Annotated in this window: 12 protein-coding genes and 3 pseudogenes; 13 read left to right on the top strand and 2 right to left on the bottom strand. The window is 27.6% G+C overall.

Annotated elements, in window-relative coordinates:
- Window positions 1–466 precede the first annotated feature (466 nt).
- Window positions 467–1,681, top strand: coding sequence for a serine/threonine transporter SstT (gene sstT / locus KYD98_RS07885; protein ID WP_219779070.1), 1,215 nt, complete (start codon window positions 467–469; stop codon window positions 1,679–1,681).
- A gap of 90 nt (window positions 1,682–1,771) precedes the next feature.
- Here the strand turns inward: sstT and KYD98_RS07880 are convergent, their stop codons facing one another.
- Window positions 1,772–2,203, bottom strand: a complete 432-nt coding sequence (locus tag KYD98_RS07880) for a MerR family transcriptional regulator (RefSeq protein ID WP_219779069.1) — start codon at window positions 2,201–2,203, stop codon at window positions 1,772–1,774.
- Between the two features lie 222 nt (window positions 2,204–2,425).
- Here KYD98_RS07880 and KYD98_RS18505 point away from each other — a divergent pair.
- From KYD98_RS18505 to KYD98_RS07860, 4 genes and pseudogenes are all read left to right on the top strand, one after another.
- Window positions 2,426–2,840: pseudogene (locus KYD98_RS18505) on the top strand (iron-containing alcohol dehydrogenase); the annotation flags it as partial.
- A 24-nt stretch (window positions 2,841–2,864) separates the two neighbouring features.
- Entirely contained in the window at window positions 2,865–3,275 is a 411-nt protein-coding gene (locus KYD98_RS07870; RefSeq protein ID WP_219779067.1) for a cupin domain-containing protein, read from the top strand.
- Window positions 3,276–3,328: 53 nt separating this feature from the next.
- Window positions 3,329–3,649: a carboxymuconolactone decarboxylase family protein gene (locus tag KYD98_RS07865; protein WP_219779066.1), complete on the top strand. Its 321-nt coding sequence runs from the start codon at window positions 3,329–3,331 to the stop codon at window positions 3,647–3,649.
- 5 nt (window positions 3,650–3,654) lie between these two features.
- Complete coding sequence (locus tag KYD98_RS07860; protein WP_219779280.1) at window positions 3,655–4,128, top strand: flavodoxin; 474 nt, start codon at window positions 3,655–3,657, stop codon at window positions 4,126–4,128.
- A 465-nt stretch (window positions 4,129–4,593) separates the two neighbouring features.
- On the opposite strand, the gene KYD98_RS07855 is transcribed toward KYD98_RS07860, so the two are convergent.
- Window positions 4,594–5,226 (bottom strand): lysozyme inhibitor LprI family protein, encoded by a 633-nt coding sequence (locus KYD98_RS07855; RefSeq protein ID WP_219779065.1) that lies wholly within the window; start codon window positions 5,224–5,226, stop codon window positions 4,594–4,596.
- A 278-nt stretch (window positions 5,227–5,504) separates the two neighbouring features.
- On the opposite strand from KYD98_RS07855, the pseudogene KYD98_RS07850 reads away from it, so the two are divergent.
- From KYD98_RS07850 to KYD98_RS07815, 8 genes and pseudogenes are all read left to right on the top strand, one after another.
- Window positions 5,505–7,081: pseudogene (locus KYD98_RS07850) on the top strand (AAA family ATPase).
- 211 nt (window positions 7,082–7,292) lie between these two features.
- Window positions 7,293–8,111 (top strand): MerR family transcriptional regulator, encoded by an 819-nt coding sequence (locus tag KYD98_RS07845; RefSeq protein ID WP_219779064.1) that lies wholly within the window; start codon window positions 7,293–7,295, stop codon window positions 8,109–8,111.
- Window positions 8,112–8,241: 130 nt separating this feature from the next.
- Window positions 8,242–11,862: an excinuclease ABC subunit UvrA gene (gene uvrA / locus KYD98_RS07840; protein ID WP_219779063.1), complete on the top strand. Its 3,621-nt coding sequence runs from the start codon at window positions 8,242–8,244 to the stop codon at window positions 11,860–11,862.
- Between the two features lie 206 nt (window positions 11,863–12,068).
- On the top strand, window positions 12,069–13,064 hold the full coding sequence (locus tag KYD98_RS07835; protein WP_219779062.1) for a polysaccharide deacetylase family protein: 996 nt from the start codon (window positions 12,069–12,071) through the stop codon (window positions 13,062–13,064).
- 325 nt (window positions 13,065–13,389) lie between these two features.
- Window positions 13,390–13,554, top strand: a complete 165-nt coding sequence (locus KYD98_RS07830; RefSeq protein ID WP_219779061.1) for a hypothetical protein — start codon at window positions 13,390–13,392, stop codon at window positions 13,552–13,554.
- 1 nt (window position 13,555) lies between these two features.
- Complete coding sequence (locus KYD98_RS07825) at window positions 13,556–14,119, top strand: ATPase (protein ID WP_219779060.1); 564 nt, start codon at window positions 13,556–13,558, stop codon at window positions 14,117–14,119.
- Between the two features lie 278 nt (window positions 14,120–14,397).
- Window positions 14,398–15,078, top strand: coding sequence for a DUF5680 domain-containing protein (locus KYD98_RS07820; protein ID WP_219779059.1), 681 nt, complete (start codon window positions 14,398–14,400; stop codon window positions 15,076–15,078).
- A 20-nt stretch (window positions 15,079–15,098) separates the two neighbouring features.
- Window positions 15,099–15,541: pseudogene (locus tag KYD98_RS07815) on the top strand (SEC-C metal-binding domain-containing protein).
- Window positions 15,542–15,850 lie beyond the last annotated feature (309 nt).

Below are 15,850 nucleotides of genomic sequence, written 5' to 3'. Positions count from 1 at the left end.
GTACTTACTTTATAGATATTGGAACTGTTGTTATTTTAAAAATGCAAAAACCAAGGAAGAATAAGTAACATAACTTTAATTTCATTTATTCAACTTATTTATTGGAAAGTTAAAAATTTATGTAACAGTCATTTTTAAATTAAATGTTTATTTTTATAAAAATTTCACATAATATAAGTAAGAAAAGGTGCTAATCTTATAAAGATTGATTACTTTTTTCTTTGTCTTTTAAATATTAAAGCTAATATATGAATTATTTTATGAATACTAAATATGTATTTGAAATAACAAAAGAGATAAGCTTACAAGAAAGTTTAAAAGAGTCTTTCTTACATAGAATGTGTGGAAAAAATACAGTTTTAGCGTATAAAAAATTGAAATAATATTATTTTTATTGTGGAAAAAACATTATTATGATATTATTTTATTATATTTTTTAACACTAAGATAAAGATAAGGAGGAAAAATGAAAAAATTAATAGAAAAATGGAATAATATAAGTTTAGTTAAAAGAATCATATTCGGTCTAATATTAGGTATAATATTTGCATTAACAATTCCAAATTTAGGAGCGCCAATATCGATATTGGGATCATTATTTGTAGGTGCATTAAAAGCAATAGCTCCAATATTAGTGTTTTTCTTAGTAATGGCTGCACTTTCTCAGTTTAAAGAAGGTAAAAAGACTAATATGAAGTCAGTTATAGTATTATATCTTTTAGGAACACTTTCGGCAGGAATAGTTGGAGTTATTGGTAGTTTTCTATTCCCTGTTAACTTAGTTTTTACTACAAGTGTAGAAAACTTAACACCACCAAGTGGTGTAGGAGAAGTATTACATAATTTATTAATGAGTATAGTATCTAATCCAGTTAGTGCACTTTCTAATGCTAATTATATAGGAATATTATTTTGGGCAGTAATTATAGGTTTTGCTCTAAAAAATGCTAATGAAAGCTCTAAGGAAATTATAGCAAATCTTTCAGATGCTATATCACAAGTAGTAAGATGGATAATCAATTTAGCACCATTTGGAATAATGGGGCTTGTATTTGATAGTATATCTAAGCAAGGGCTAGAATCATTAATTAAATATGGTCAATTGATATTAGTACTAGTTGGATGTATGGCATTTTTTGCTTTAGTAGTAAATCCAATAATAACTTTTATAGTAATACATAAAAATCCATATCCACTTGTTCTTAAATGTTTAAAAGATAGTGGTATTACAGCGTTCTTTACTCGTAGTTCAGCTGCTAATATACCTGTAAATATGGCATTATGTAAGGAACTTGGATTAAACGAAGATACATATTCAATTTCTATACCACTTGGAGCAACTATAAATATGGGAGGCGCTGCTATAACTATATCAGTATTAGCACTTGCTGCAACTAACACTCTTGGTATAAATGTAGATATTGGTACAACTATAATATTAACTATATTATCAGCTGTAAGTGCATGCGGAACTTCAGGAGTGGCAGGAGGATCATTATTATTAGTACCACTTGCTTGTAGTTTATTTGGTATTCCAAATGATATTGCTATGCAAGTAGTTGGTGTTGGATTTGTAATTGGAGTTATACAAGATTCTTGTGAAACTGCACTTAATTCTTCAACAGATGTACTTTATACTGCAGTAGCTGACTTTGCACAAAAGCGTAAGTTAAAATCATAATAATAGTTTAGTAAAACTCTTACTTGTATTAAATATACAGGTAAGAGTTTTTTAGGTTATTATAAATAGCTTAACGATTGTCTCTATTTATTATTTATTTGAGTTTGTATTTAGAAATTTCATTGCAAGTTCATCTTTTAATCCAGGTAAATTAGTGGTCCCATTTTCTTTGGCAATTCTATAAAATTCGCATTTATAATTAATACGATCTAAAGATTTCTGCAAAATAGCAATTTGATGTTCTGTTTTTTCTTTCTGATGAAGGAACAACTCATATCTTAAGTCAATAGTGGAATCTCCTTCTTCGCACCATTCAAAAAATTGTTTGATATCCTTAAGTGGCACACCTGTATTTTTTAAACATTCTATCATTTTCAGGCATTCTATGTCTGTATCATTAAATATTCGGATGTTTCCAGAACTTCTATTTACAAGAGGAAGAAGTCCTTCTTTATCATAGTAACGTAGGGCTGATATAGATATATTTAACATTTTAGATATCTCACCAATTGAATAATTCATAAAGTACCTCCAAAAATATTTTTAAATTTTTTAGAAAAAAGGTTGACCTAAAGTTAGGTTTAGGTATTAGCATATAAATATATTAAGTCATTGAAGAAGATTTCGCAATCATAAATCGCATTTTATAAATGACTTCTGATAATAAAAAAATAGGAGTGTTGTATATGAATTTTATGAAATATTCACCAACTAGATTATTATTTGGTGCAGGACAATTAAATTTATCCAGTTTTAGCAATAGTGGATCCAGAACTGATAAAAAGTCTTTCAGCTACATTTACAGCTTATCAAGGGTTTGATTCATTATTCCATAGTACACAGAATGTTATATTTCAGTAGCTGCTAATATGATGAGCGACATGTATGCTTTGACAGCAATTGAGAATATAGGAACTTACCTTGCAAGAACTGTGAAAGATGCAAATAAGCCTCAGGACTTTATCACACAATGATTATAAAATTACAGAAGGACTGTTGAGTGGCTGAACTTAAAATGTCAGACTATGGAATACAAAAACATGAATTAAATAATATGGCAATAAATGCAAAAGAGACTATGGGTGGATTATTTATGTGTGATCCATGTCCGTTATCACATGAAGATTGTTTGAAAATTTATGAAAAATCATATAAATAAGAAAAAAAAGAAGGTGAAAATAATATGGATAGAAAAGATTTAGAAAAAGTATCTGACTTTTTACTTGGAGAAGAAAATACCGTTTATGCACCTTATTTTATTGGGAAAAGCTATTTAAGTCTTTTGAATAGTAAGGAAGTAATGATTTGCAATGTTACATTTGAACCAGGATGCCGTAATAATTGGCATATCCATCATGGTGCTGGACAGATATTAATATGTGTTGGTGGTCATGGATGGTATCAGGAGATTGGTAAAGAGACACAACTTTTAAAGAGCGGAGATGTAGTATATATTGCTCCAGAAATCAAACATTGGCACGGTGCTGTAGCAGATGAAGCTTTTGCGCATCTGTCCCTATCTGTTCCAGTAGAAGGTACTTCCAATGAATGGTGTGAACCAGTGACAGATGAAGAATATGAAAAATTAAGATAAGATTGTGTGGTCAGGCAGGATGAAAATTCTGCCTGACTAGAAAGGAGATAGTTATGAAAAATCAAACAGCAGGAAGAGATGCCCTTGGAACATTTGCACCTAAATTTGCGGAATTAAATGATGATGTTTTATTTGGTGAAGTATGGTCACGAGAGGATAAATTATCCCTTAGGGATCGCAGTGTAATTACGGTAACGGCATTAATGACAAAAGGAATTTTTGACAACTCTTTAAAATACCATATGGTAAATGCAAAAAATAACGGAGTAACTAGGGAAGAAATTGCTGAAATCATTACACATCTGGCATTTTATGTGGGATGGCCAAATGCTTGGGCAATATTTACACTTGCAAAGGAAGTATGGGAGGAATAGATATTATTGGAAAAAAGTTGATTGTGTATTATTCATATACAAATAATACGAAGAAAATTGCAGAAAAGATTCAGATGGCTACTGGTGCAGATATCTGCGAAATTGAAACTGTAAAGCCTTATACAGGTGATTATAATTCAGTAGTTGAACAAGGAAAACAGGAAGTAGACCGTGGATTTAAACCAGCTATTAAACCTCTTAATGTAAATTTGGGAGATTATGATACTATTATTATAGGGACTCCTGTGTGGTGGTATACTTATGCTCCATCAGTTGCAACTTTTTTATCTAAATACGATCTGTCAGGCAAGACAATAATTCCATTTGCAACGAATGGAGGATGGATTGGACATACATTAAAGGATATCCAAAATAGTTGTAAGGATGCTATTGTTACAAATGCTATTGATATTAGATTTGATATGGATAAGATGGTAACGCCTGAAGCAAATCTTAACGGATGGATTAATTGTTTATAAATAGTTTTGTATTTGAATTAGTTAACTACAACTATATTTGAATATGATAAATGGCTTACATCAAGTGATGTAAGCCTATAATTATAAGATAAATTATAAAATTCTTATTTTGATTTAAATATTTTATATTTCATAATTTTACTAACAATAAAGAAAATTAATAATATTATTATAAATAATTTATCACTTATAACATTTGATTTTAAAAATAAACCTAAAATTATAATTATTATTCCTAAAATAGAATAATACAATTTATATAAATATATATTATTTTTATCTGGAAATATATTGGCCATTAAGATATTCAATAATCCTAATAACATTGTAATTACCCCTAATGTTCCCATTGACAAGATATCATCTCCTACAAATTAATATATATCAGATTTATATTCTAATTAATTGTAAAAAATATCTCAATAGATAATTTTGTATTTGCAGAAAATTTTTCCTTTTTAAACTTTATTTCATGTATTTTGCAATTAATTCATAACATCTTTCCTTAGTTGTTTCTGCTAAACTTGAAGTATATATGTATGAATATATACTTCCACCTTCATAAGGTGATGAGTCATTTTGAGCTGTATTATCTCTACATGATATCCATTTAATTTCTTCATTCTCTAATTTCTTCATATCATCAGATGATAATTGCTCTTTTAATACACCATATATTTCATTTAAAGCATCATCCCATCTTTTATGTCTTTCGCCTGCTGCTGAAAGCATGTTTGCAGTAATACCTGTAGCATCCTTTTCATCTAGATCCTTCATGCCTAATTCAATAATATCTAATTTATTTTTATATATCTGTTTTGTACTTTCCTGTGTTTTTGGGGGTTCATTATTTTCTTTTACTGTTTTATCTTTATTATTTGTTGATTTACTGTTTTCAGTAGTTTTAACATTTGATTTAGTATCTGAATCATTATTTGTTTCAGTTATATCATTTTGATTAGTTTTACTATTTTCATTAGATATATTTTCTTGTTGTTCGTTTTTAGGGGGAATATCCTTATTACTATTTGTACACCCTATAAGGTTAAAAACTGTTAATCCTATTAAAACTAAACACAATATTACTTTTTGCTTCATTAAAAATTCTCCTTAGATTTTAATATAAATTTTAATTATAAAATTATGTTTTAGAACATCAACATCATAAATTCCTTTATGTACTCTATATAATAACATATTTTCACAAATATTTTAGTTTTTAGAAAATAAAGACCAGTAAAAAAGACTTTTCAGATAAAATGGCAGAAGGAGAAGCAAAATTAAAAAGCATGTTTAAAAGAATGATATTAAGCCAATGATATTAAAAGTATATTTGGCTTATGTTATAATAAGTATACTGTAATGATAAACAAACTATGGAAGGAGATGATAGTTTGACTATGTATTTAAACACAGATAGGCCACTAAAAAATTATAAAGAGCTTATAAATGAAAAGTACTTTGTAGATAAATCTCTAATAATAAAATTATTAAATGAAAAAATATCAACTAAGAGCAAGTACGTATGGTTACAAGACCAAGGCGGTTTGGAAAATCAAGTGTTGTAGATATGCTTGGATCATATTATTCTAGGGCAGTAGATTCAAAAAAAATTTTTGATAAGCTTAAAATAAGCAAAGTTAATAGTTATGAAGAGCATCTAAATAAATATAATGTAATAAATATAAGTTTTAATACAATACCAGACAAAAACAAAACTTATGATGAATATATTGGTATAATTCAAAACGGAATAATAAATGATATAAAAACAATGTATCCAGATATAGAAATAAAAGAGTTTTTTAATATTAGCCATATGTTAAGTCATACAAATGATAGATTTATATTTATTTTTGATGAATGGGACTATATTTTCAATAATAACTTATTTCAAGAAAATCAAAATGATTTCTTAGAATTTCTAAGAAACCTTTTAAAAGATCAACCATATGTGGCACTTTGCTATATGACAGGAGTTTTACCAATTAAAAAATATTCAAGTGGTTCTGCACTTAATATGTTTGATGAATATACATTCTTAAGAGATAGGAGTTTTGGAGAATTTTTTGGTTTTACTGAAGAGGAAGTAAAGACTCTATGTGCAATAAATGGTGAGTTAAGCTTTGAAGAACTTGAAAGCTGGTATAATGGATATTTAACAGCATTGGGAATCAAAGTATATAATCCTAGATCAGTTGTTAAAGCATTACAAAATAATCATTGTGAGAGTTATTGGACCAATACAGGTGCTATGGATGAAGTAGCAGAATATTTGAAATATAACACTTTAGATATAAGAGATGATGTTATAGAAATGGTATCAGGAGAAGAAATAGATATTATAATTGATGAAGAATTTAGAGCAGGGCAAGGAGCTCCAAGAAATAAGGAAGAAATATATTCGGCTATGATTGTTTTAGGTTTCTTATCATATTATGATGGATATTTAAAGATTCCTAATAAAGAATTAATGAAAGAGTTTGAAAAAGCTTTAAGAGATAAATCTTTTGGATATGTTTCGAAGATAATAGAAAATTCTAAGAAAATGTTAAAATCAACAGTTAAGGGGGATACAAAAGTTATAGAAGAAATCCTTCATGATATTCATAACTCAGAAATTCCAGTTTTACAGTATAATGATGAGAATAGCTTATCATGCGTTCTTACACTTGCATATCTTTCTGCTAGAGATACTTATAGAGTAGAGCGTGAGGAAAAGACGGGGAAAGGTTATGCTGATTTTACTTTTCATCCAAGACGGAAGAATGATATTCCTTTTATTGTTGAACTTAAAAAAGATGAATTACCAGAAGTAGCAATAAAACAAATTATAGAAAAAGAATATGTAGAAAAATTCAAGAAAGAAAATGAAGGTAAAAAAGTATTAGCTGTAGCGATATGTTATGATTCAAAAAAGAAGGAACATAAGTGTAAGATTCAAGCAATTTAATTAGAAATAATATAGATTCTATTTATAAAGAAATAACATGAACTTTTTAGTCTTAGGCATTGATATGACTTGCCTAAGACTGTTTTTGTAAGTGAAAATGGTGTATCACAAGCAATAATATATTTACAAAATATGTTATAATAAAAATAGAAACAACTTTGAGTATTAGACAAATAGTAATTTGGATAAATGTATTTGGAGGAAGAGACAAGTGTTTAGGATTGGAGAATTTTCAAAATTAACTCAAGTTTCTATTAGAATGTTAAGATATTATGATGACATTGGTATTTTAAAACCAGCTAAAATTAATAATAAAAATGGATATAGAATGTATTCAGTAGAGCAAACAAAAGTTTTAAGTAAGATAATCTTTTTAAGAGATATAGGATTTAGTACTGAAGAAATCTCTCATGCATTAAAACATTGGGATAGTGAATCATTAAAGAAAGAATTTAAACGAAAAGAAGAAGTTATTAAAGAAGCAATAAGTGTTGAAGAGCAAAAGTTAAAGAAATTAAGAGAAGCAATGTCGGAAATAGATGATAGTAAGGATTTTAACTATAATGTTGTGATAAAATCTATTCCTTTTTATAATGTCATTTGTCTTAGAAAGATTGTACCAAACTATTTTTCAGAAGGTGAACTTTGGCATTTATTATGTGAACATATTGAAAAAGAAAATTTAAATATAAAAGATAGTAACCATAGTTTTGCAATATATCACGATAATGAATATAAAGAAAATGATGTAGATATTGAGGTATGCATAGTAACAGAGGAAAATGGAATAGAAAAAGATGGAGTTACTTTCCGAAAAACAGATGCTTTTGACTTGGTTGGATCTACAATGGTTTATGGACCCTATGAGAATATTTCAGGTGCTTATAAGTCATTTGTAAATTGGTTAGATGAAAATAATCAATATGAAATAAGTGGAATGAGTATGCAGGTATGCCATAAAGGGCCTTGGAATGAAGAAGATCCAAAGAATTATTTAACAGAAATACAGATACCCATTAAAATTAAATAATAACCACAAAATAATGTATTAGTTTATTCTTGTTCATTATTTTTTTATTATTACTAAATAAAAAATATTGACTCTCACATCGTGGTATGGATTATTATCAGTAATATACCAATGGCAAAGGAGAGTTTTTATGAATAGGAATGAGCATTTTAATGTTTATGAAATAGGGAGAGTAAAGGGTAAAAATAAAATAATAATAAATAAAAGTTTTGTTAAGGGATTAAAACACTTATCATTATTTAGTCATATCATTGTTATTTTTTCTAAGGAACTTATGCAAAAAACTATTGAAATAAATAATGTAGATGAAAAAACAGGAGTAATTACTTTTAATGAGGATAATGATTTAGAAGATAATGTTCTTGTTTATGATATAAAACCATATTTTCCTTGTGAAGATAGGATTAAGGAAAGTTCTAGCCCTAAGGTAAAGAGTATAGATAATAAAAAAGTTTTTGTGAATTCCAAAAATGAGATTGAATCAATTGGAAACCTTAAAAAAATAAATGGAGAAGATTTTATTTATATAGGGAATGATTTTGAAAATATCTATGAAGATTTAAGGGGATATTCTTATATAAAGATAATGTGGTGGTTTAATAGATTTGATGAAGCAAAGTATAGAAGGGTAACTGAATGTAATCCACCTTATGAAAATGCACCCAGAACAGGAATTTTTGCATCAAGATCACCAGTAAGACCAAATCCTATAGCACTTACAACAGCTAAAATATTAGAGTTTGATAAAAATCTAAAAAGAATCAAAGTAAGCAAGTTAGATTCTTTTAATAATAGTCCACTAATCAAGATATTTCCATATATATCTATTAATGATAAAGTTGAAGTTTGTAGTGTTCCTAATTGGCTTAAACATTGGCCAGAATGGGTTGAGGAGTTTGAAGAAGAGCATACTTCACAGCTTTATATAAAAGAGTCAAGTCTTGATATCATCAAAAAGTATTCTCATAATAATATAAATAAAGATAAAAAAGATTTTTATAAAAATCAGCATATAGATAACAAAAAAACTGAAGGTATTGTAATAAAAGGTGCAAGACAGAATAATCTTAAAAATATTGATGTTACAATTCAATATAATAAAATAACAGCAGTAACAGGAGTTAGTGGAAGTGGAAAATCAAGTTTGATATTTGATACATTGTATTCAGAAAGTAAAAGAAGATTTATGGAAAGCATTGGAGGTCCAGCTAATAATACATGCAGAGAAAAACCAGATTTTGATATGATAAATGGCCTTCCACCAGCAATATCAATTTCTCAGAAAAGTATCTCTAGAAATCCACGTTCTACAGTAGGCACTATAACAGAGATTTATGATTATTTAAGAAATATATTTTCAACTATTGGTATAAGACATTGTCCAAATTGCGGTAGTGCTATCATTCCTCTTTCTAGCCATGAAATTTATGAAAAGTTAATGGAATTACCAGATAATACAAGGATTTTAATAAAACCATATAATAATGGAGATTTATCTTATAAACCTGTAATTAATGAAAACTTGGTTTATGAACATGTAATTGATGAAGATAAAAATAATAAAAAAAACATGCTTAAAAATATAGAAGAAGCATTGAATATAGGAAATGGGGCAATTTATGTATTAATTAATGATTGTGAGAAGATATTATTTCAAGAAAAGCAAATGTGTTATGAATGTAAGCATCTTATGTTTGAATTAACCCCATCTACTTTTAGTTATAATAATCCAGATTGTATGTGCCAAGTATGTAATGGTTTAGGTATTCATAGAGAAATAGATTGTAGTTTAATTGTTTCTAAGCCAGATAAATCAATTCTTGATGGAGCATCAAGTTTATTGAAAGATTTAAGAAAATTTAAAGAAAATCCTAATGCTAACTGGTCAAAAGGTGAAGTATTAGCATTAGCAGAAGATATGAAGGTTGATTTAGAACTACCATGGTGTAAGCTATCACAAGAATTTAGAGAAAAAATAATATGGGGCACTGAATATGAAATCACATATGTATATAAAAATAAGAATGGTAGAAGTGGTGAAATCACAAGGAAAGTTGAAGGTGCTTATAATTATATAAAGCGTTTATATGATAATGGCAGTAATGAGTCTATAAAAAGAATTGCTGATGAATTTATGAAAGAAGGTATATGTAATAGCTGTAATGGTGAAAGGCTTAACAGAGAAGGAAGAAGCGTTGAAATATTAGGGGTAAGATATCCAGTTGTAGCAGCAATGACAATTGATGAGCTAAAGAAATGGATTGAAAAATTGCCAGATTCATTGCAGGAAAGTGAATTAAATAAGGTTGAGCCATTATTAAAAAAGCTTTATAGAAAAATTGATTTATATATAAAAATGGGTCTTAATTATCTAGCTTTAAATCGTTCAGTAGCAACATTATCAGGTGGTGAACTTCAAAGATTAAAAATAGTTAAGCAATTAAATGGTGAAATTACTAATATGCTTTATGTTTTAGATGAACCATCAACAGGACTGCATCCTAAGGATTATGATAAGCTTATTATGATTATAAAAGAACTTAAAGACTATGGAAATACTGTTGTTATCGTAGATCATAATAAGGAAATTATAAAGTGTGCCGATTATATTATAGACATAGGTAAAGGTGCAGGAATAAATGGTGGTAATATAGTTGCGCAAGGGACAGTCATTGAAGTTATGGATAATGAAAATTCAGAAACAGGAAAATATTTATCCAATGAAAAGACAATAGAAATTGAAAAATCATATCTAACAGATAAGTGGATTAAAATAGATGGAGCTAGAGGCAATAATTTAAAAAATATAGATATTAGATTTCCAATTGGAGCTATTACATGTATAACAGGGGTTAGTGGCTCTGGGAAAAGTACGTTAGTTTCTAAGGTTATTTATCCAGCTTTAATAAATAAATTAGAAGGAAAAGATGATATAAGCAGATTTTGTGATTATATTTCAGGAGAAAACCATGTAAAGCAAATTATTTATGTTGACCAAAGGCCAATAGGACGTACTTCTAGATCAAATATAGCAACATATGTTGGACTTATGGATGAAATAAAAAAGCTTTTTGCTTCCACAAATGCTGCAAAAACTCGAGGATATAAAGATAGTAAGTTTAGTTTTAATAGCAAAGATGGTGGATGTGAAAAATGCAATGGTGATGGAAGTATTTGCAATCATATTTCTTTTATGGAAAACATTTGGACCACCTGTCCAGTTTGTAAAGGAAAGAAATATAAAAATGAAGTATTAGAGATAAAATATAATGGGAAAAATATATATGAAGTTTTAGAAATGACTGTAGAAGAATCCTTAAATTTCTTTATAGAACAAAGCAAGGTATATAAAATTTTAGAAACATTATTTGAAGTTGGCTTAGGATATATAAAATTAGGACAAAGTGCAACAACGCTATCTGGAGGAGAAGCACAAAGAATAAAATTATCAAAAGAATTATGTTTAAATCAATTAAGTGATTGTATATATATTTTTGATGAACCAACTTCAGGATTACATTTTTCAGATATTCAAAACCTATTAGTTCTTTTTAACAAGATAAGAAATAATGGTAATACTATTTTAATTATAGAGCATAATTTAGACGTTATTAAAAATGCAGATTGGATAATCGATTTAGGTCCTGAAGGTGGAGTTTTAGGAGGAAATGTTATAATGCAAGGTACAGTAGCAGATTTACTTGATGTAGATTATAGTTATACAGCTAGAGCTTTAAAACAGTTGATTTAATCTTAATTTTATAAAAAGATTTGGTTTTAAGATTAATCTAATAATACATGTATTAAATAAAAAAACAGGATGTTCTAATCAATATAATTTCATTTTAAGTGAAAATTTAGTAATAAAATGTTGTATAATGTAATTGTAACAATAAGTATTACATTATAATACTATAGATAAAACCATGTTAAATTTAAAAATATGGAGGAGAAAACTTGATTAAGAAGAAATTAGCTTTATTTATAGCTCTATCATTGCTTTTATCAGGATGTGGACTAGGAAATAAAAATGAAGATAATAAGAATATAGATATTTCAAGTAATGAAAAAATAACGGATGATTCTACTAATGAGAAGTCCATAGAAGATTCAAAATCTTCTAATGGATCAGATTCTACTTCTAAATTAGAATCTAATTCTAAAACAGAGTCTACACCTAAGCCTGAATCTACCCCTAAAGAAAAATCTAATCCACCCCAAAAGCCTACTACTAAAAAGGCATTATCTGATACTTCATCACTCAGTACTGAACCTATAGAGTGGTCATGGTTATATTCATCAAGAGATAGTGCTGAACTTTTATCAAAATATAAAGCTTATGGTTTTGGAGATACTTCAAAAAAGATTATTTATCTTACTTTTGATGAAGGGTATGAAAATGGCTATACTGATAGTATTCTTAATACCTTAAAGGCAAATAATGTACAAGCCACCTTTTTTGTAACTAAACCTTATGTAACTGGTAGTTTTAATGGTATTTCAAATACTGAATTACTAAAAAGGATGAGCAATGAGGGGCATATAATAGGTAATCATTCTGTACATCATAAATCTATGCCTACATTTAAGGATGAATCTGCTTTTAATGCTGAAATTACTCAGGTAGAAGATGCAGTAAATAGTGTTCCAGGTTGTAAAATGTTAAAATATTTTAGGCCACCAGAAGGAACTTTTAGTGAATTGTCACTTTATTATACTCAAAAACTTGGTTATAAATCTGTATTCTTTACCCTTGCTTATAAAGATTATGATGTAGACAATCAGCCTGATCCTGGATCTTCTAAAACACAGCTTTTAAAAAATACTCGTGATGGTATGATTTGCTTACTTCATGCTGTGTCTAAAACTAATGTAACTATTTTAGACAGCTTGATTAAGGAGTGGAAGAGTCAAGGGTATGAATTTAAAACTTTAGATGAACTTCCTAATTAGATAACTAAATTTAGGATTTTACTTATGTAATGAAACTAAATAATATTTAAAACAAAATTAGGCATCCATTTGGATGCCTTTTATAATATCCTACATAATTAAAGCCTAAAATGGTTAATCATCTATAACAAAAAGTGTAACAAAACTTGTAACCTATAATTGCAATTTACTTAATTAGAAAAAGTAATGTATGAATAAATAAAGTTTAGGATAATGAAGGGTGAAACGTATCTGTGGAGAACCAAAATAAATATATATTAGGTTTATTATTTTTATTTTCTGGTATATAATTAATCTATAAATAGAAATTTTTCAGGAGGGTTATATGGATAATAAGAGTATCAATTTATATGACATTTTTATAAGATATTCCTATGCTGATATTATGGAATTACTTCAAAATTCAAAAACAAAAGAAGAACAAGATTTTTATGCAAACTTATCTAATATGATACTACAAAGAGAGCAAATGAAAGTTATAGGTAAGTAATATGCAAAATTACACTATATTTGCAGGCGTTAATGGAGCAGGAAAAACTTCTATATATAAATCTATTTATTATAATGAAAATATAGAGGAGAAAAGAATAAACACTGATGAAATGGTTGCAAGAATAGGCTCTTGGCAAGACAATAATATTCAAATGAAATGTGCAAGAGAAGCTGTAAAACTAATAAAAAAATATATACTTGAAGGCATATCATTTAATCAAGAAACTACTTTATCAGGAAAGAGTATTATTAGTAATATAAAATTGGCAAAAGAAAAAGGATTTTATGTTACTATGAATTATATAGGGGTTGAAAGTGTTGATATTGCAAAACAAAGAGTTGCAATACGAGTTAGAAAAGGTGGTCATGGAATACCAGATGAGGCTATAGAAAGAAGATATGATGATTCTTTAGCAAATTTAAGTAAAATAATTAGTATATGTGACAAAATTAATATATATGATAATTCAGAAATGTTTAAATTAGTAATGCTTATTAATAATGGAGAAATAATTTGGAAAGATAAGAAAACACCTAATTGGTTAAATATTGAATTTAAATAAGTAGTAAAATCATAGAAGGTTTTACTACTTATTTCTTTATAAAAATATAATGAAAACTTCATTTGAAATAATATTAATTATATTGTATATGTGAAAATCTAAACTTTTTCAGTTGTGGTGCGGTGAACCATATCATAAGTGAGTGATAAAGTAGAGAATGATTGATATTAAAAATTGCTTTTTTACTGAATGCAACTTTTGGTTGTCAACTTTGTTATACTTAGGTGGTAGAAACATGATAATATTGTCAGTATACTAATATTAGGAGGGATTAAACTATGAGTTTTCAAGAACAATTGCAAACACTTAGAAAGGCCAAAGGTCTATCACAAGAGAAATTAGCTGAATTCTTATGCATATCAAGACAATCAGTTGCAAAATGGGAAGTAGGACAGTCTTATCCTGATATAGCTAGATTAATTGCATTAAGTGATTTTTTTAAAGTAAGCATTGATAAATTAGTTAATGATTACGAAGAGAATTGTTGCTTGTGTATTGAAGAAAATAAAGTTAACAATATAAATGAAAGTATAATTGATTTTTTATGCAAGGCTAAAAAATCAACATATGCTGGAAATGGAATAGAGTGTAAAACTTCAAGGCCAAAATCCCATGACTTAGAATATGCAGAGGGAAACTTAAAATATATTGATACTTATTTAGGTGGAGAAAGATTTTCAGGAGAAGAAGGTTTATGGCAAGATGATATTCCATTTTGGTCAATGAATTATACTGGAAGAGTTTTGGATGAAAGATTTTCAGGTAGGTTTTTAAAGGAAGCTTTGAGTTTAGTGACTGAGGATAATCCATATAGAGGTCCTATTATTTATCAAAATGGACAGTATAAATATCATTGTATTATAAATGGAGAATTTAAGTGGTTTCAAGGATATGAGGAAATATATTTTGATGATATTAAAGTTTATGAATGTTATTTTCATGGAGGACTAATTAAATAGTTAAAATAGGGAGTAATATCATGAGATTAAAAAGAAATGATTTATGTTGGTGCAAAAGTGAATTGAAATATAAAAATTGTCATTTAGAATTTGATAAAAAGTTAAGTGATTTAAAAAGAAAAGGACATATAGTACCAACGAAAAATCTTATAAAAACAAAAGAGCAAATTGAAGGAATAAAAAAGAGTGCTGAAATTAATAATGGTCTTCTAGATTTAATTAGTGAAAACATCAAAGAAGGCATGACAACATAGGAAATAGATAAATTAGCATATAATTATACAATATCAAAGGGTGGAATTCCGGCAGAACAATTAAACCAATGATAAATGCTGGAAGTCATGAAATATTTATAGATGAAAATAATGGATGGACAGCTCTTACAATTGATGGTTCTCTCTCAGCACAATGGGAACATACAATTCTTGTAACTGAAAATGGTATAGAAATAATTTCAAGATAAAGAGTGCATTAAGATACCATGAAATAATAGCAAGTAAAATCAAGAAGTAATCTCTCTATTTCTTTATAATAAATATAGAACGGTTGAAACGAGGTGAACAGATGAATGTACGAGTGGCAGAAGCAAATTCAAATAATTGTTGATGAAATTGACAAATGTATTAAAAATTATAATGATGAAGCTGACTTACGGACAGTTAATAACCATATAATTGGTAATATCTATTTTAACAAAAAAATTATTTTTTAAAATATAAAAAACCACCTTTTTATAGTGTAAAATTGATTTGCACAAACAAATTACAAAAGA

Source organism: Clostridium weizhouense (assembly GCF_019431045.1).
GTDB classification, from domain to species: Bacteria; Bacillota; Clostridia; order Clostridiales; family Clostridiaceae; genus Clostridium; species Clostridium weizhouense.
This window is presented reverse-complemented; position numbering and strand designations above follow the sequence as displayed.